Here is a 16,868-nt window from a genome sequence, read left to right as displayed (position 1 = left end):
CGACCGCAAGGCTGAAACTCTTATCGATAGAAAGGACGAACGATTATGCGTAAACAACTGATGATCCCCGCTCTCCTGGCCGCAAGCGTTGCCCTGGCTGCCTGCTCGACGCCGCCGAACCCGAACCTGGAACAGGCGCGCACCAACTACGCCGGGCTGCAGGCCAACCCGCAGGCCAGCAAAGTCGCGGCGCTGGAAACCAAGGATGCCAGTGATTACCTGGACAAGGCCGACAAGGCTTATCTGGACAAGGAAGACCAGCACAAGGTCGACCAGCTGGCCTATCTGACCAACCAGCGCGTGGAAGTGGCCAAGCAGACCATCGCTCTGCGTACCGCTGAAGCCAATTTGAAGAACGCCGCCGCCCAACGTGCCCAGGCCCGCCTGGACGCTCGCGATCAGCAGATCAAACAGCTGCAGGACAGCCTCAACGCCAAGCAGACCGATCGCGGTACTTTGGTGACCTTCGGTGACGTGCTGTTTGCCACCAACAAGGCCGACCTGAAATCCAGCGGTCTGGTGAACATCAACAAACTGGCGCAATTCCTTCAGGAAAACCCTGATCGCAAAGTGATCGTCGAGGGCTACACCGACAGCACCGGTACTGCGAGCTACAACCAGTCGCTGTCCGAGCGCCGCGCGACCTCGGTGCAGGTTGCACTGATCAAGATGGGCGTCGACCCATCGCGCATCGTCGCTCAAGGTTACGGCAAGGAATACCCGGTAGCGGATAACACCTCCGTCTCGGGCCGTGCGATGAACCGTCGAGTGGAAGTGACCATTTCCAACGACAACCAGCCAGTGGTACCGCGTTCGGCCGTGAGCTCGACCACGCACTGATTCGCTGAGCGGTAAATGAAAAGCCCCGCCTGATTTGATCAGGCGGGGCTTTTTTGTCCGTCGCACATTTACTCTTCGAGCTTCTGCGGCGTCTCTTGGCCCATGCAGCGCACAGCCTTTTTCTGACTGTTGACCAGCACCCCGGTCAGGCCTTTCTGTTCGGTGTCGAACAGCACCAGCACGCCATCGATGCACTGCGCCACTTGCGGCGCCGGGGTCAGGGAAACTTTGTAGTCTTCGCCGGGAACGGTCTTGAGCATGGTGAATTCGTTGAGCAGCAACGCATCCTCGGGTTTGGCGAAGTGCAGGTAGCCGTAGTACCACAGGGCACCGACGGTGCCGAGGATGCTGCAGATGCCGGTGATGATCAGCGGGATGGCGTTACGTTCTTCACTCATTGCGGACTCTCTGGTGGTTCGTCTTCAGAATTCGGGGGTGTCGGATAATTCGGGATCTCGCCGAGGCGGCGCAGGCCGTTGAAGTGTTCGGGGTCGTCGAGGTAACGCAGCATCACCTGACGCCAGACCGGATCGCCGAAGGTCTGCACATGGCCGCCACGAGTCAGTTGCAGCACGCGCGGTGGCGGCGCAGCTTGATACAGACGGATGCCGTTGGAAAGGGGCACCAGCGGATCGTCGAGGCTGTGGAAGATCAGTTTCGGCACGCCGTTGAGCTGCGGCATCGCGTTGATCGCACTGTCGCCATCCGGCACCAGCCACGACAGCGGCACCTGAAACGGCCATGTCAGCCAAGAGGTGCTGAGGGCGTATTGGCCGACGCTGCGGTAACTGGCGGGCACGCCGTCGAGTACCAGCGCCTTGAGCTGTTTTTGTCTTTCCGGATGTTGCACCAGCCAATGCACCGCCATCGCGCCGCCGAGACTCTGGCCCAGCAGCACCAGCGGTTTGCCTTTGACCTCAGGCGCCTTGTCCAGCCAGGCGAAGGCGGCATCGATGTCCTGATAGATCGCCGGCAGGCTCGGTTCGCCCTCGGACAAGCCGTAACCGCGATAGTCCACCAGCAGCACTTGATAGCCGTTTTTCGGCAACCACCAGCTTCCGCCCAGGTGCATCGGCAGATTCCCGCCGTTGCCGTGCAGGTGCAGGACCGTACCCTTGACCTCGACCCCGGGTTTGGCCGGCAGCCACCAGGCATTCAGCTTGAGGCCGTCGGCGGTGGTCAGGGTGACGGTGCGGTATTCGAGTTTGGCCTTTTCCGGGGTGAAGATCTGACCCGGTTCGGGGTAGAACAGCAAGGAGCTGCAACCGCCGAGGGTCAGGAGCAGGCAAAGGATGCCGAGGATTCTCATCCGGTGAAACCTCGCAGGGTTCGGATTCCCGCGCGCAGCGCGGGAATGATCAATGGGCCTACAGGATGTTGGAGTAATCGGCCTCGATCCGGTCCAGGCTCAAGTGGTTGAGGAAGTTGGAGAAGCACATCCACGCCGACAGCGCGTTCATGTCGCGGAACTGGTCCGGCAGGTACTTGGGCGGCACCACCAGGCCTTCGTCCACCAGCTGACGCAGGGTTCGCATGTCCTCCAGCGTAGTCTTGCCGCAGAACAGCAACGGGATCTGCTCGAGCTTGCCCTTGCGCACGGCCAACTGAATGTAGTTGTAAACCATGATGAAGCCCTTGAGGTAGGACAAGTCTTTGGTGAATGGCAGACCGGTCGGCGTCGAGCCACGGAAAACCCGACTGGCGTTGCCGTAGCTTTCCGCCATCTCGAAGCCCTGCTCGCGGAAGAACTCGAAAATCTGCAGGAAGTCCGCGCCCTCCTCGACCATGTGAATGGCGCGGGTGCGGTTGGTCAGTTTGCGCAGGCGGCTCGGGTAGGAGGCGAAGGTGATGATTTCCATCAGGATCGCCAGACCTTCCTGAGTCACCGTCGACGAGGGCGGGCCCTTGGACAGGAAGGTGCAGATCGGCTGGTTCAAGCCGTTGAGCGTGGTGCCGACGTGCACCAGGCCTTCGTGGACTTCCAGCGCGCGCACGTCGCGGTCGTTGAACATCGCGTCGGTGCGGATCTTGATGTAGTCGGCACCCGCCGCCGCATCGGCGACGATACCGTCGGACTCGAACACGCGGATGGTTTCTTCAGCCTCGCCGAACACCTTGTTCAGGCGGGTTTGCAACAGGTGAACGGCGTCCTTGGCGGTAAGGGTCTTCGGTTCGTCCTTCAGGTCGCCACGCCCATCGATGTTGTTCAGATAGTCCGACATCATCAGGCCGAGGTCGGCCAGGGTCGGGTCACCGGCGTGGAACGCGTCGGACGCGGCGCCGTACAGTTCCTGGGAAATCAGGCCGAAATCCTCGGTGCCGCGCGCTTCGAGCATGCGTACCACCATTCGGTATTCCTTGCACATGCGGCGCATGATCTGGCCAACCGGGTTGAACTGGCCGAGCTGGCGGGTGATATCCCGCTCGATGTTCTGGAACTCCAGCTTGACCTTGCTCGAATCAAAGGACAGCGGCCGGTTGAGGTAGTAGTCGCGATCCACCGCCGGCAATTCCTTGCCCTTGGCCTTGAGGAAACCCTTGCGGATGTTCTCGTCCCACTTGACCGCGTCGAGCACGCGGATCGGCGTCTGCGCCAGCACTATGCGATCGGACAGAATGCGTATCGTCTGCTGGTAATCGTCCACCCGAAACTCCTGTAGAAAACGTGACGAACTGAATTATTTGGCTTTGGCCTGATGCTGATAGCGCGCCGCTTCGACGAAAACGTCGGAATTGGCCGGGTCGTCGAGGTAAGCAAAGACCTTTTCAAGCGGGCTGTCGACCTGCACGCCCTCGCCGTCATCGGTCTGGAAGCCCTGGCCGTCGAGGGTCTTCTGGGCGATGGCCTGGTTGATCTGTTCGAGGTCGAGGTTGTAGATCACCAGTTCGCGCTTGTCGGTGATCTCGAAGCCGGCGATGGTGAAGTGCCCGCCGTATTGCGCCGGCACCTTCGCCGACAGATACCAGCGGTTGCCGTGGCGCGACACCGTGAACGGATAGGCTTCACGCTCGCGGGGTTTGGCCTTGAAGTACGCAACCGCCTGATAGCGATCGTTGCCCAGGCGCGTCAGCTCCAGATTCATCGGCTCGCCCCAGGCATTGGTGCTCGACCATTTGCCGAGCAAGCCCTTGGGCGCCGGTTCACTGGCGGGCAGCGGCTCGCGGAAGGTCACCAGACAACCGCTGAGCAGCAGGAACGACAAGGCGATCAGCACGCCACGCCAGGCTTTCATTCGACACTCCCTTGAACACCCGTTTCTTCTGATCGTTCCTACGCTCTGCGTGGGAATGCATACAGTGACGTTCTGCGTCACAGTGGACGCGGAGCGTCCATGGCGGCATTCCCACGCAGAGCGAGGGAACGATCAGGGTCGAGAATTACACCGACGCGAGTACCAGGTGCATATAGCGCGTCAGAATGCCGAGCATGTCCTCTTCAGCCAAAGGCTCGGCGTCGTTGAGCAGGCCCTGATATTCCATCCGTCCGATAATCGCCGTCAACACCTTGGCATCCTGCTGCGGCTCGCGCGAGCCCAATACCTGGAACAACTGGCAGGTGCCCTGCAACAGAATCTGCTGATGGGAACGCACCAATTCCGCCAGACGCGGGTTGAGCAGCGCCTCCTGACGGAACGCCTGCTCGGCCATCAAATGCTCGCGACGGTTGACCAGTTGCCGATGCACGTAATCAGCCATCAACCGCGCGATATCGTCGGCCAGTTGTGAGCGCGACTCCGGGCTGCCGTCACCGCTGACCACCATTTCGCGCAGCAGGCCTTCGTTGTTGATCCACAGCTTGGCCATGTAGGCCGCACTGCGTTCGACGTACTGGGCGAAGGTATCGGTGAGCAGGTCATCGATGTCCTTGAAGTAATACGTGGTGGCCGACAGCGGCACACCGGCCTCGGCCGCCACCGCACGGTGACGCACGGCGCGTACGCCGTCGCGTACGACAATGCGCATCGCCGCATCGAGAATGTCCTGTCGACGCTGTTCACTGCCCTGCCGGCTGGCCTTGCGGCCCTGGTACTGAACACTTTCAGCGACCGCAGTGGCGATTCCCGCTGCACCCTCTTGAGCCATTGCACCGATCACGACAGGCATACCTCTGTTGTTTTCTTCAAAATTAACCATTTGATACGTTTGTACCAGACAGGCAATAAAAAGCCGCCCATTTCAGGCGGCTTTTTTATTGAAACACTTACGCTTGTGGCCGCATGTGCGGGAACAGGATCACGTCGCGGATCGACGGGGAGTTGGTCAGCAGCATCACCAGACGGTCGATGCCGATACCTTCGCCGGCCGTTGGCGGCATGCCGTACTCCAGCGCACGAACGAAGTCGGCGTCGTAGTGCATGGCTTCGTCGTCGCCGGCGTCCTTGTCGGCCACCTGCGCCATGAAGCGCTCGGCCTGGTCTTCCGCGTCGTTCAGCTCGGAGTAGGCGTTGGCGATTTCACGGCCGCCGATGAACAGCTCGAAGCGGTCGGTGACGTTCGGGTTGTCGTCGTTGCGACGGGCCAGCGGCGACACTTCGAACGGATACTGGGTAATGAAGTGCGGCTGTTCCAGCTTGTGCTCGACCAGCTCTTCGAAAATCATCACCTGCAGCTTGCCCAGACCTTCGAAACCCAGCACCTTGGCGCCGGCCTTCTTGGCGATGGCGCGCGCCTTGTCGATGTCGTTCAGGTCATCGGCGGTCAGCTCGGGGTTGTACTTGAGGATCGAGTCGAACACCGACAGGCGTACGAACGGCTCGCCGAAGTGGAACACCTTGTCGCCGTACGGCACGTCAGTGCTGCCCAGAACCAACTGCGCCAGTTCACGGAACAGTTCTTCGGTCAGGTCCATGTTGTCTTCGTAGTCGGCGTAAGCCTGGTAGAACTCCAACATGGTGAATTCAGGGTTGTGACGAGTCGAAACGCCTTCGTTACGGAAGTTGCGGTTGATCTCGAACACTTTTTCGAAGCCACCAACCACCAGACGCTTGAGGTACAGCTCTGGCGCGATACGCAGGAACATTTCCATGTCCAGCGCGTTGTGGTGGGTTTCGAACGGCTTGGCCGCGGCGCCGCCAGGAATGGTCTGCAGCATCGGCGTTTCGACTTCGAGGAAGTCGCGCTTCATCAGGAAGCTGCGGATGTGCGCGATTACTTGCGAACGGACGCGGAAGGTCTGACGCACGTCTTCGTTGACGATCAGGTCAACGTAGCGCTGACGGTAACGCTGTTCGGTGTCGGTCAGGCCGTGGTGCTTGTCCGGCAGCGGGCGCAGGGATTTGGTCAGCAGGCGCACGCTGGTCATCTCGACGTACAGGTCGCCCTTGCCGGAACGGGCCAGGGTGCCTTCGGCGGCGATGATGTCACCCATGTCCCAGGTTTTCACCGCGGCCAGGGTTTCTTCGGACAGGGTCTTGCGGTTGACGTAGACCTGGATGCGACCGGTCATGTCCTGGATCACCATGAACGAGCCACGGTTGAGCATGATGCGACCTGCAACCTTGACCGGGATCGCCGCCTCTGCCAGCTCTTCCTTGGTCTTGTCCGCGTACTGTTTCTGCAGTGCTTCGCAGTAGTTTTCGCGGCGGAAGTCGTTCGGGAAGGCATTGCCCTTGGCGCGCTCGGCAGCAAGCTTTTCCTTGCGCAGGGCGATCAGGGAGTTTTCTTCCTGTTGCAGGGCCTGGTCGAGTTGTTGGTCGCTCATGTCTTTAAATATTCCATCACAGGTTCGTTGCCCCCGGGCCTTTCGGCCCGGGGATCGCCAGCAGGCTGGCTCCTACAGAGATCGAGTTGAATCAGCCGATCCTGTATTGCGTTTCTTACAGGCCCGATTTCAGGCTGGCTTCCAGGTATTCGTCGATGTCGCCGTCGAGCACCTTGTCGCAGTCACTGCGTTCGATGTTGGTGCGCAGATCCTTGATCCGCGACGCATCGAGCACGTACGAACGGATCTGGTGACCCCAGCCGATATCCGACTTGGTGTCTTCCAGCGCCTGGGACGCCGCGTTGCGCTTCTGCATTTCCTGCTCGTACAACTTGGCCCGCAGCATTTTCATGGCGGTGTCCTTGTTGGCGTGCTGGGAACGTTCGTTCTGGCAGCTCACCACGGTGTTGGTCGGTACGTGGGTGATACGTACGGCCGAGTCGGTGGTGTTTACGTGCTGACCACCGGCACCGGAGGAACGATAGGTGTCGATCCGCAGGTCTGCCGGGTTGATTTCGATTTCCACCTTGTCGTCGATCTCTGGCGAGACGAAAACCGCGGAGAACGAGGTATGGCGACGGTTGCCGGAGTCGAACGGGCTCTTGCGCACCAGACGGTGCACGCCGATCTCGGTACGCAGCCAGCCAAAGGCGTATTCGCCCTTGATGTGCACGGTCGCACCCTTGATCCCGGCGACTTCACCGGCCGACAGCTCCATGATGGTCGCGTCGAAACCGCGTTTGTCGGCCCAGCGCAGGTACATGCGCAGCAGGATGTTGGCCCAGTCCTGGGCTTCGGTGCCGCCGGAACCGGCCTGGATGTCCAGGTAGGCGTTGTTCGGGTCCATCTCGTGGCTGAACATACGGCGGAATTCGAGCTTGGACAGGGACTCTTCGAGACCTTGAAGGACTTCGACGACGTCGTTGACCGCGCCCTCGTCGTTCTCTTCAACGGCCATGTCCAGCAGCTCGCGGCAATCGGCCAGGCCACCGTTCAGTTCGTCGAGGGTATCGACGATCTGCGCCAGCGCAGCGCGCTCGCGGCCCAGTTCCTGGGCGTATTCAGGTTTGTTCCAGACTGCAGGATCTTCAAGCTCGCGATTGACTTCGATCAGACGCTCATGCTTTTGATCGTAGTCAAAGATACCCCCGAATAGTTTCGGAGCGCTCGGACAGGTCCTTGATGGTGTTCAGGATCGGGTTGATTTCCATGACGGGCAGCACTCGTTGGCGAACTTTTGAAAGCCGGCGAGTATAACGTAATCAAGCTGTCACGGCAGCCCGTCTGGCGGCTCTTGAGGCGAATGAACCCGATGGTTCATTCGATCCCCACCTGATTGCGCCCGTTGTTCTTGGCCAGGTACAGGCCACGGTCCGCCGCCGAGATCAGCAACCGGCAGTCGCTGCCCGACTCCGGCACCATGGTCGCCAGGCCGATGCTGATGGTCAGGCTCGAGCCTTCGGCTGGGGCATTGTGCGGAATCTTCAGCGCCGCGACCGTCTGGCGCAGCTTTTCCGCCACCAGTCGGGCCCCGCCAGGCGAAGTGTTCGGCAGCACCAGCGCAAATTCTTCGCCGCCATAACGCGCCGGCAGATCGGACGGCCGGGCACTGGCCTCGCGGATTGCCGTGGCGACCTTGCGCAAGGCCTCGTCACCTTCAACGTGGCCGAAGGTGTCGTTGTAGGACTTGAAGTAATCGACGTCGATCATCAGCAACGACAACTGGCTCTGGTCGCGCAACGAACGACGCCATTCCAGTTCCAGGTATTCGTCGAAGTGCCGGCGGTTGGACAGCCCGGTCAGGCCGTCGGAGTTCATCAGCCGTTGCAGGACGAGGTTGGTGTCGAGCAATTGCTGCTGGCTGACCCGCAACGCGCGATAGGCCGCGTCCCGTTGCAGCAACGTCATGTAGGAGCGCGAGTGATAGCGGATGCGCGCCACCAGCTCGATGTTGTCCGGCAGTTTCACCAGGTAATCGTTGGCCCCGGCGGAGAACGCCGCGCTCTTGATCAGCGGGTCTTCCTTGGTCGACAGAACGATGATCGGAATGTCCTTGGTCGCCGGGTGATTGCGGTATTCGCGCACCAGACTCAGGCCGTCGAGGCCGGGCATCACCAGATCCTGCAGGATCACGGTCGGCTTGATCCGCACCGCATGTGCCACGGCAAGATGCGGGTCGGAGCAGAAGTGGAAGTCGATGTTCTCCTCATTCGACAGCCCACGGCGCACGGCTTCGCCGATCATCGCCTGATCGTCCACCAACAACACCATGGCGGCGTTCTCGTCGGTTTTGATGTCATCGATCTGTAAGTCATTCATGGGCGGTCACCTGAGTGCTGCGGGGGCCAGGATTGCGGATGGATGTGTTCATTTGGGGAAAATCTCCAGCAATCGTGGCGCTATCTTTTCCAGTGGACGGATTTCTACGGCCGCGTCGATGGCTGCGGCAGCCTTGGGCATGCCGTACACCGCACTGCTTTGCTGATCCTGCGCGATGGTCAGATAGCCCTGTTGACGCATGAGCTTAAGCCCTTGCGCCCCGTCGCGTCCCATCCCTGTCAATAAAACCCCTACTGCGTCACCGTTCCAGTAACTGGCGACGCTTTCGAAAAACACGTCGATCGAGGGGCGGTAGATCTCGTTGACCGGCTCGGCGGTGTAGGCCAGCGTGCCGTTCTTGAGCAAACGAATATGGTGGTTGGTGCCGGCCAGCAGCACCGCGCCGGCCTGCGGCGGCTCGCCTTCGCGGGCCAGACGCACGTCCAGGCCGCTGGCGCTGGCCAGCCATTCAGCCATGCCGGCGGCAAACACCTGGTCGACATGCTGCACCAGCACGATGGCCGCCGAAAAGTGGCGCGGCAGGCCTTTGAGCAAGACTTCCAGCGCCGCCGGGCCACCGGCCGAAGAGCCGATCGCCACCAGCCGCTGGCGCGAGGCGGTACTGCGTGGTGTCGCAGGTGCCGGGCGTGAGCGGGCGGTTTTCTCGCCGATCAGCCAGCCGATATTGAGGATTTTGCGCAGCAGTGGCGCCGCCGCTTCCTGAGGATTGCCGCCGCCGATGGCCGGGGTATCGACCACATCCAGCGCGCCGTGGCCCATGGCTTCGAACACCCGGTGCACGTTCTGCTGGCGGTCCACGGTGACGATGACGATCGCGCACGGGCTCTCGGCCATGATCCGGCGGGTGGCCTCGACGCCATCCATCACTGGCATGATCAGGTCCATCAGGATCAGGTCAGGGGTGTTTTCGGCGCACAGGCGCACCGCTTCGGCGCCGTTGCTGGCGACCCACACCACCTGATGCGCCGGCTCGAAAGCCAGCGCCCGGCGCAGGGCCTCCACCGCCAGGGGCATGTCGTTGACGATTGCGATCTTCATGCCCGCGCTCCTCCGATGAGCTCAACCACCGCGTCGAGCAGGGCGTCGTCATGAAAACTGGCCTTGGCCAGATAATAGTCGGCGCCGGCGTCCAGTCCACGGCGGCGGTCTTCCTCGCGATCCTTGTACGACACCACCATCACCGGCAGCGATTGCAGACGGTTGTCGCGGCGCAGCAGCGAGACCAGTTCGATGCCGTCCATGCGCGGCATGTCAATGTCGGTGATCAACAGATCGAAATCCTCGGAGCGCAGGGCGTTCCAGCCGTCCATGCCGTCCACCGCAACGGCCACGTCGTAGCCGCGATTGAGCAGCAGCTTGCGTTGCAGCTCGCGCACGGTGAGCGAATCGTCGACCACCAGAATCCGTTTGCGCGCGGCTTCCGCGGCCTGATTACCGTGACGGGCAATACGCTCCAGACGCCCGGTATTGAGCAGTTTGTCCACCGAACGCAGCATGTCTTCAACATCGACGATCAGCACCACCGAGCCATCGTCGAGCAAGGCCCCGGCGGAAATGTCCTGCACCTTGCCCAGCCGTTCGTCCAGTGGCAGCACCACCAGCGTGCGCTCGCCGATGAAACGCTCGACCGCCACGCCGTAGATCGCATCGCGCTCGCGGATCACCACGACTTTCAGGGTCTCGCCGCTGTTCTGGCTGGCCGGACGTTGCAATAACTGACTGGCCGCGACGAGCCCGACATGCCGGCCTTCGTGCCAGAAATGCTGGCGCCCTTCGACCTGCACGATGTCCTCCGGCGCCAGATCGCACATGCGCTCGATGTGCGCCAGCGGGAAGGCGTAGGCCTCGTCGCCGACCTCCACCACCAGGCTGCGCACCACCGACAGGGTCAGCGGCACTTCGAGATAGAAACGACTGCCCTCGCCCGCCGTCTGCTCCAGCACCACCGCACCGCGCAACTGGCGGACCATGTGCTGAACAGCATCGAGACCGACGCCACGACCCGACACTTCGGTAACCTTGTCCCGCAGGCTGAAACCCGGCAGAAACAGGAAGGTCAGCAGTTCCTCTTCACTCAACTGGGCGGCGGTTTCCGCGGGCGACAACTGACGTTCGACGATGCTGCGGCGGACCTTTTCCAGATCCACACCATTGCCGTCGTCGCTCAGTTCCAGCACCAGCAGACCGGCCTGATGCGAGGCGCGCAGACGGATCAGGCCTTCCTCGGACTTGCCTTTGAGCAGGCGTTCTTCCGGGGTTTCGATGCCGTGATCGACCGCGTTGCGCAGCAGGTGCGTGAGCGGTGCTTCGAGTTTTTCCAGCACATCACGGTCGACCTGAGTCTTCTCGCCCTCGATCTCCAGCCGCACCTGTTTGCCGAGGCTGCGACCGAGGTCGCGCACCATCCGCACTTGCCCGGACAGCACATCGGCGAACGGCCGCATGCGGCAGGCCAGCGCGGTGTCGTAGAGCACTTGTGCGCGCTGACTTGCCTGCCAGGCAAACTCGTCGAGTTCGGCGTTTTTCTCTGCCAGCAGTTGCTGGGATTCGGCGAGCAAACGACGCGCGTCTTCCAGCGCCTCTTGAGCCTCAAGGCTCAGGGCATGTTCCTTGAGATGAACGTTGAGACTTTCCAGCGCCCGCAGGCCGTTGTTCTGCATGCGTTTGAGGCGCTGCATCGTGGCCAGGTGCGGCTTGAGGCGCTGGGTTTCCACCAGGGATTTGCTCGACAGATCGAGCAGGCTGTTCAGGCGTTCGGCGGTGACCCGAAGCACCCGCTCGCCACCTTCGGTGGTGCGTTTGCTCTTGCGAGGCGCGGGTTCCGGCTCGGCAACCTCGACCGGAATTTCAACCGGCGCCGGCTCAACCCCCGGCGGTGGCTGAAGCTGCAACTCGGCCATCGGTGGCGCACTCGGAGCGGCGGGCACCACGGTCGGTGCCGTCGGGTCGAGCAAACCGCCCATCAACGCCACGTAAGCCTCGATGTCCGCCGGTTGAGGGCCGTTGGCCGGAGTGGCGATGCGCATCAACAGATCGGTGCCCTGCAACAGCGCGTCGATATGCTCGGGGCGCAGGAACAATCGCCCTTCCTGGGCGCTGACCAGACAATCTTCCATCACATGGGCGACGCTGACTCCGCTGTCGATGCCAACGATCCGCGCCGCGCCTTTCAACGAGTGCGCCGCACGCATGCACGATTCGAGCTGATCGGCCTGGGTCGGGTTGCGCTCCAGCGCCAGCAGCCCGGCGCTGAGCACCTGGGTCTGGGCTTCGGCTTCGAGACTGAACAGCTCGAGCAAGGAGGCGTCGCGCATTTGCTCGGGGGTCATGTGAGGCTCCGGGACACGGCGGACAACAGCTGTTCTTCATCCAGCCAACGCAGGCTGCGACCTTTGAAAGGCAGCACGCCTCGGGTGTATTTGGCGCTGGTCTGTGCGCCAGACCGCGACGCGGCATCGAGAATTCGCTCGTCGATGGCGTGAATCCCGTCGACTTCGTCGACCGGCACCACCACCGGCCCGCCCTGGGCCGAGATGATCAGCATGCGCGGCATGATCCGCGCGCCGGTCACCGGGGCCGCGTTGCTGTCGAGGTCGAGCAGTTCGACCAGCGACAGACAGGCCACCAGCGCACCGCGCACGTTCGCCACGCCGAGCAAGGCCCGGGAGCGCTGGTGCGGCAGCGAGTGAATCGCCTGCAACGGCGCGACCTCCACCAGACTGCGGGTGGCCAGGCCGAGCCATTCTTCACCGAGGCGGAACATCAGCAGCGAACGGGTCTTCAGCTCGGTTTCCACCTGGGTCGCCACCGGGTCGCGCTCGTCCTGCTGCAACGCATATCGGTCGAGCAGACGCGTGGCGGCGGCGGAATACACCGAGCAATTGCGGCAATGGATGTGCTCGTCCAGCAGCGGACAGGACTTGTCGCCGTGGATGCCGATGCGGTTCCAGCAATCGTCGATGGCCCGGGCGTCTTCGTGGGTGACGTTCAAGGTGTCGGACGGGATCATCGTTTACGCTCACTGTCGGCGGTGCGGTCGCTGCGGGCGGCGCGCTCCTGCAATCGTCTGGCGCCGGCCGTGTCGCCCTGGGCCTGCAGCAACGCAGCCAGGTGCATCAAGGCTTCGGGGTGTTGCGGTTCGAGGTACAGCGCTTTGCGGTAAAAGCCCTGGGCTTCGAGCGCGCTGCCGGCGACATCGCTCAGCAGGCCGAGCCAGTAGAACACCTGGGCCACCGGCTCATGGCTGCGCAAATACTGTTCGCACGCGGCCCGGGCCTCGGCACTTCTGCCTTCGTTGGCCAGGGCGGCGATGTTGGCCAGCAAGGTCGCGGCGTCGGGGTTGGTGCTTTTAGCCGTCGCGGGCAACGGCGTCACGCCAGCAAACGGACGGTTGCGCACCGGCGGTGGTGGCGTGCTGCGCAGCGGTTGGCGCACAGGTAACGGCAGCGGAATCGCGGTCGGCGCCGGCAACGGTTCGGGTTGTGGATCGCTGTGACGGCTGAAAGCAAAGGACTGTGGAATCCCGATCGAGCGCATGCCCAACCGCCCAAGCAGACTACCCTCGGCCGGGCCGATAAACAGCACGCCATCGACATGGGTCAGGCGCTTCAGCACCGCGAATACCTGCTGCTGGGTCGGCTGATCGAAATAGATCAGCAGGTTGCGGCAGAACACGAAATCGAACGGCGGCTCGTTGACCAGCAATGACGGATCGAGCACGTTGCCGACATGCAAGCGAACCTGCTCGCGGACGATTTCATTTACTCGATAACCCTCGTTCTCGGCGAAAAAATGCCGCTCACGAAAGTCCAGCTCCTGACCGCGAAACGAGTTCTTGCCGTACAGCGCACGCCGCGCCTTGTCCACCGACAAGGGGCTGACGTCCATGCCATCGACCTTGAACTGATGGGGCTTGAGGCCCGCATCGAGCAAGGCCATGGCAATCGAATAGGGTTCTTCCCCGGTGGAACACGGCAGGCTGAGGATGCGCAGCGCACGCATGTTGTTCAGCTCGCCCAGGCGTTTGCGCGCCAGTTTGCCGAGGGTGGCGAAGGATTCCGGGTAACGGAAAAACCAGGTCTCGGGGACGATCACCGCTTCGATCAGCGCCTGCTGTTCATCCCGCGAGCCTTGCAGGGTCTGCCAGTACTCATTGGCATTCACCGTTTGCGACAGGGTGATGCGCTGGCGCACAGCCCGTTCGATGATCGCCGGCCCGACCGAGGCGACATCGAGGCCGATGCGTTCCTTGAGGAAGTCGAAGAAGCGCTGGTCGCTGCTCATGGCTGCTCCTCAAGCCGCGCCGGATCCAGCGGCGGTGTCGGGAACAGCAGTGTACGCACCGACTCGTCGAGCAAGTCGTTGACCCGCACCCACTGCACCAGCCCTTGCGCGTCTTCACGCACCGGGCCGAGGTACGGCGCCTGACGATTGTCGAGGCCGTACGGCTGAAAATCATCCGGGTTGCAGCGCAGGGTATCGGTGGCCTGTTCGAGGATCAGCCCCAGCCATTGCGAGGGTTGCGAGTCGTCCGCGCGGTAATGCACCAGCACCAGACGCGTGCTGGTGCGCGCTTCCGCAGGATGGCCGAACGTCAGGGCACTGAGGTCGATCACCGGCACCACCGTGCCGCGATAGGCGAACACCCCCGCCACCCAGTGCGGCGCCCGTGCAATCGGCTTCAACGGCAGGCGCGGCAGCACTTCGGCCACTTCCGTAGCGCGCAAGGCGTAGCGTTCGCTGCCGATGCGAAACAGCAGGAACAACGCCTGCTTCGCCACCGGTGCAGCGCTGCGTTTGGCGGTGATTTCGCTCATCAGACTTTGAATCGCGAAACGCCGCTGCGCAGGCCCACGGCCACCTGGCTCAGTTCGTCAATGGCGAAACTGGCCTGACGCAACGACTCGACCGTCTGGCTGCTGGCATCACCCAGCTGCACCAGCGCGTGGTTGATCTGCTCGGCGCCGGTGGCCTGAGCCTGCATGCCCTCGTTGACCATCAACACCCGCGGCGCCAGCGCCTGCACTTGATGGATGATCTGCGACAGCTGCTCGCCGACCTGCTGCACTTCGGCCATGCCGCGACGCACTTCCTCGGAGAACTTGTCCATGCCCATCACCCCGGCGGACACCGCCGACTGGATCTCGCGGACCATCTGCTCGATGTCATACGTGGCGACAGCCGTCTGATCCGCCAGACGCCGCACTTCAGTGGCGACCACCGCGAAACCACGGCCATATTCACCAGCCTTCTCCGCTTCAATCGCGGCGTTCAGGGACAGCAGGTTGGTCTGGTCGGCGACCTTGACGATGGTGACGACCACCTGATTGATGTTGCCGGCCTTCTCGTTGAGGATCGCCAGTTTGGCGTTCACCAGATCCGCTGCGCCCATCACCGAATGCATGGTGTCTTCCATGCGCGCCAAACCTTGCTGCCCGGAACCGGCCAGCACCGAGGCCTGATCGGCGGCGGTGGAGACTTCAGTCATCGTGCGTACAAGGTCGCGAGAGGTCGCCGCGATCTCGCGAGACGTCGCGCCGATTTCAGTGGTGGTCGCAGCGGTTTCGGTGGCGGTGGCTTGCTGTTGTTTGGAAGTGGCCGCAATCTCGGTCACCGAGGTGGTGACCTGCACCGACGAGCGCTGGGCCTGGGACACCAGCGAAGTGAGCTCGGTCATCATGTCGTTGAAGCCAGTTTCCACGGCACCGAACTCGTCCTTGCGGTCGAGGTTCAAGCGGCTGCTCAGATCGCCGGTGCGCATGATGTCGAGGATCTGCACGATGCGGTTCATCGGCGCCATGATCGCGCGCATCAGCAGCAGACCGCAGAACCCGGCGGCCAGCACGGCCACCAGCAGCGAGACGAACATGCTGACCTTGGCCGCCGCCACGGCCTCATCAATGTTGGCCATGGCCTTGTCAGCGACTTTCTTGTTCTCGCCAATGATGTCGTTGAGCTTCATCCGGCCCGAGTACCAGGTCGGAGTCAGTTGTTCGTGGAACAGCTTGACGGCGTCGGCTTCCAGATTGCGTTTGTGCAGATCGAGCACCGCATCCTGAATTTTCAGATAGGCGTCGTGATATTTCTCGAACGCCGCGAATTCGAGCTTGTCCTCGTCCGTCACCACCGTGCCACGGTAATTGGCCATCTGTTCCTGAAGCCGGGATTCGAAAGCCTTGTAATCGGCCGCATCTTCACTGCTGACGCCCTGCCCCTCCTTGAGGCCCAGCAGTTCCTGGGTCTGCAGGTAACTGTCGACCCACGCGCCACGAATCATCGAGCTGTAATAGACGCCGGGAATCGCGTCGTCACGCACGCTGTTTTCACTGGCTTCGATCTTCAGCAGCCGCGAATACGAGACGACCACCATAAGCAGCATGATGGCGATAATCACCGCAAAGCTCGCCAAAATGCGTTGGCGCAACGTCCAGTTCTTCACAGTCAGTCCTCGGGGCGGGTCGAAATGCGGGGGAGTATAGCTGAGGGCGGTGTTTCATTTATAAGACGGTTTGCCGCGCTCTGGCCTTCCGGTATTAAACGGGGTGGGCTCTGGACAGGGACTTTCAAGGAATCGGAGGGTGGCGTGCCAGTGACGCAATGGCAAAAAGGGGCGATGGATTAGCCATTTCGGGTTTAGATGATCTGCAGGCACGGTAGCCATGTGCCATTGTGCGCAACTTCTTGCGCACTTGTTTCGCGAAATCGCCGCCTGATTTCGCTACAGCCCCCGGTTACCGTCGCCTGTAGCCGAGTGCGCAACTTCTTGCGCAGTACTGCGCAAGAAGTTGCGCACTTTTGCCTTCATCGCTGTTCAAAAAACGCCCAAGCCCGCGAGCCAGAGCGGTGAAGTCCCCGGCTCCCGGGGACGCACCAAAAGCTGGCACGCTCCTTGATAACAGTCAGCCACCCACCGGGCGATTTCGCCTCCCGGGCACCCTAACTTTATCCGCAAGGAGCACCTCCCATGGCAACACCAGCGTACATGTCG

The 16,868-nt window shown here is 62.0% G+C and carries 15 protein-coding genes; 1 reads left to right on the top strand and 14 read right to left on the bottom strand.

What is annotated here, in order from left to right:
* Nucleotides 1-45 precede the first annotated feature (45 nt).
* On the top strand, nucleotides 46-840 hold the full coding sequence (locus CAF74_RS24800; protein ID WP_085748085.1) for an OmpA family protein: 795 nt from the start codon (nucleotides 46-48) through the stop codon (nucleotides 838-840).
* Between the two features lie 68 nt (nucleotides 841-908).
* Here CAF74_RS24800 and CAF74_RS24795 read toward each other — a convergent pair whose 3' ends face one another.
* The 14 genes from CAF74_RS24795 to CAF74_RS24735 all read right to left on the bottom strand — a co-directional run bounded on the left by CAF74_RS24795 (nucleotide 909) and on the right by CAF74_RS24735 (nucleotide 16,319).
* Nucleotides 909-1,238, bottom strand: a complete 330-nt coding sequence (locus tag CAF74_RS24795) for a hypothetical protein (RefSeq protein WP_085748084.1) — start codon at nucleotides 1,236-1,238, stop codon at nucleotides 909-911.
* Nucleotides 1,235-2,149: an alpha/beta hydrolase gene (locus tag CAF74_RS24790; RefSeq protein WP_085748083.1), complete on the bottom strand. Its 915-nt coding sequence runs from the start codon at nucleotides 2,147-2,149 to the stop codon at nucleotides 1,235-1,237. Before CAF74_RS24790 ends, CAF74_RS24795 begins: the two co-directional genes overlap by 4 nt.
* Before the next feature lie 58 nt (nucleotides 2,150-2,207).
* Nucleotides 2,208-3,485 (bottom strand): flavohemoglobin expression-modulating QEGLA motif protein, encoded by a 1,278-nt coding sequence (locus tag CAF74_RS24785; protein WP_011332649.1) that lies wholly within the window; start codon nucleotides 3,483-3,485, stop codon nucleotides 2,208-2,210.
* A 33-nt stretch (nucleotides 3,486-3,518) separates the two neighbouring features.
* Entirely contained in the window at nucleotides 3,519-4,073 is a 555-nt protein-coding gene (locus CAF74_RS24780) for a hypothetical protein (RefSeq protein ID WP_011332648.1), read from the bottom strand.
* 145 nt (nucleotides 4,074-4,218) lie between these two features.
* On the bottom strand, nucleotides 4,219-4,923 hold the full coding sequence (locus CAF74_RS24775) for a TetR/AcrR family transcriptional regulator (protein WP_011332647.1): 705 nt from the start codon (nucleotides 4,921-4,923) through the stop codon (nucleotides 4,219-4,221).
* A gap of 118 nt (nucleotides 4,924-5,041) precedes the next feature.
* Nucleotides 5,042-6,541, bottom strand: coding sequence for a lysine--tRNA ligase (gene lysS / locus CAF74_RS24770; RefSeq protein WP_085748082.1), 1,500 nt, complete (start codon nucleotides 6,539-6,541; stop codon nucleotides 5,042-5,044).
* Between the two features lie 115 nt (nucleotides 6,542-6,656).
* Nucleotides 6,657-7,752, bottom strand: a protein-coding gene (gene prfB / locus CAF74_RS29115; RefSeq protein ID WP_102621447.1) for a peptide chain release factor 2 whose coding sequence is annotated in 2 segments (ribosomal slippage) — nucleotides 6,657-7,679 and nucleotides 7,681-7,752 — 1,095 coding nt in all. Because the reading frame shifts where the segments join, the coding sequence is not laid out codon by codon here.
* Nucleotides 7,753-7,858: 106 nt separating this feature from the next.
* Nucleotides 7,859-8,860 (bottom strand): PleD family two-component system response regulator, encoded by a 1,002-nt coding sequence (locus CAF74_RS24765; protein WP_011332645.1) that lies wholly within the window; start codon nucleotides 8,858-8,860, stop codon nucleotides 7,859-7,861.
* A 48-nt stretch (nucleotides 8,861-8,908) separates the two neighbouring features.
* On the bottom strand, nucleotides 8,909-9,919 hold the full coding sequence (locus CAF74_RS24760; protein WP_085748081.1) for a chemotaxis response regulator protein-glutamate methylesterase: 1,011 nt from the start codon (nucleotides 9,917-9,919) through the stop codon (nucleotides 8,909-8,911).
* Complete coding sequence (locus CAF74_RS24755) at nucleotides 9,916-12,210, bottom strand: hybrid sensor histidine kinase/response regulator (protein WP_085748080.1); 2,295 nt, start codon at nucleotides 12,208-12,210, stop codon at nucleotides 9,916-9,918. Before CAF74_RS24755 ends, CAF74_RS24760 begins: the two co-directional genes overlap by 4 nt.
* Nucleotides 12,207-12,890 (bottom strand): chemotaxis protein CheW, encoded by a 684-nt coding sequence (locus CAF74_RS24750; protein ID WP_085748079.1) that lies wholly within the window; start codon nucleotides 12,888-12,890, stop codon nucleotides 12,207-12,209. Before CAF74_RS24750 ends, CAF74_RS24755 begins: the two co-directional genes overlap by 4 nt.
* Complete coding sequence (locus tag CAF74_RS24745) at nucleotides 12,887-14,164, bottom strand: protein-glutamate O-methyltransferase CheR (RefSeq protein ID WP_085748078.1); 1,278 nt, start codon at nucleotides 14,162-14,164, stop codon at nucleotides 12,887-12,889. The genes CAF74_RS24750 and CAF74_RS24745 overlap by 4 nt, the downstream gene beginning before the upstream one ends.
* On the bottom strand, nucleotides 14,161-14,697 hold the full coding sequence (locus CAF74_RS24740; protein WP_085748077.1) for a chemotaxis protein CheW: 537 nt from the start codon (nucleotides 14,695-14,697) through the stop codon (nucleotides 14,161-14,163). Before CAF74_RS24740 ends, CAF74_RS24745 begins: the two co-directional genes overlap by 4 nt.
* A complete protein-coding gene (locus CAF74_RS24735; RefSeq protein ID WP_039769604.1) occupies nucleotides 14,697-16,319 on the bottom strand; it encodes a methyl-accepting chemotaxis protein in 1,623 nt (540 codons plus the stop codon). The genes CAF74_RS24740 and CAF74_RS24735 overlap by 1 nt, the downstream gene beginning before the upstream one ends.
* Nucleotides 16,320-16,868: the final 549 nt, after the last annotated feature.

This window comes from Pseudomonas sp. R45(2017), assembly GCF_002112305.1.
GTDB classification, from domain to species: Bacteria; Pseudomonadota; Gammaproteobacteria; order Pseudomonadales; family Pseudomonadaceae; genus Aquipseudomonas; species Aquipseudomonas paraglycinae.
Note: the sequence above shows the minus strand (reverse complement) of the source record. Positions and strands in the feature narration are given on the sequence as shown.

Excerpts from the sequence above, each read along its gene's own strand:
- CAF74_RS24800 (WP_085748085.1), top strand. The coding sequence starts at position 46 with ATGCGTAAACAACTGATGATCCCCGCTCTCCTGGCCGCAAGCGTTGCC.
- CAF74_RS24795 (WP_085748084.1), bottom strand. The coding sequence starts at position 1,238 with ATGAGTGAAGAACGTAACGCCATCCCGCTGATCATCACCGGCATCTGC.
- CAF74_RS24790 (WP_085748083.1), bottom strand. The coding sequence starts at position 2,149 with ATGAGAATCCTCGGCATCCTTTGCCTGCTCCTGACCCTCGGCGGTTGC.
- CAF74_RS24780 (WP_011332648.1), bottom strand. The coding sequence starts at position 4,073 with ATGAAAGCCTGGCGTGGCGTGCTGATCGCCTTGTCGTTCCTGCTGCTC.
- CAF74_RS24775 (WP_011332647.1), bottom strand. The coding sequence starts at position 4,923 with ATGGCTCAAGAGGGTGCAGCGGGAATCGCCACTGCGGTCGCTGAAAGT.
- lysS (WP_085748082.1), bottom strand. The coding sequence starts at position 6,541 with ATGAGCGACCAACAACTCGACCAGGCCCTGCAACAGGAAGAAAACTCC.
- CAF74_RS24765 (WP_011332645.1), bottom strand. The coding sequence starts at position 8,860 with ATGAATGACTTACAGATCGATGACATCAAAACCGACGAGAACGCCGCC.
- CAF74_RS24760 (WP_085748081.1), bottom strand. The coding sequence starts at position 9,919 with ATGAAGATCGCAATCGTCAACGACATGCCCCTGGCGGTGGAGGCCCTG.
- CAF74_RS24755 (WP_085748080.1), bottom strand. The coding sequence starts at position 12,210 with ATGACCCCCGAGCAAATGCGCGACGCCTCCTTGCTCGAGCTGTTCAGT.
- CAF74_RS24750 (WP_085748079.1), bottom strand. The coding sequence starts at position 12,890 with ATGATCCCGTCCGACACCTTGAACGTCACCCACGAAGACGCCCGGGCC.
- CAF74_RS24745 (WP_085748078.1), bottom strand. The coding sequence starts at position 14,164 with ATGAGCAGCGACCAGCGCTTCTTCGACTTCCTCAAGGAACGCATCGGC.
- CAF74_RS24740 (WP_085748077.1), bottom strand. The coding sequence starts at position 14,697 with ATGAGCGAAATCACCGCCAAACGCAGCGCTGCACCGGTGGCGAAGCAG.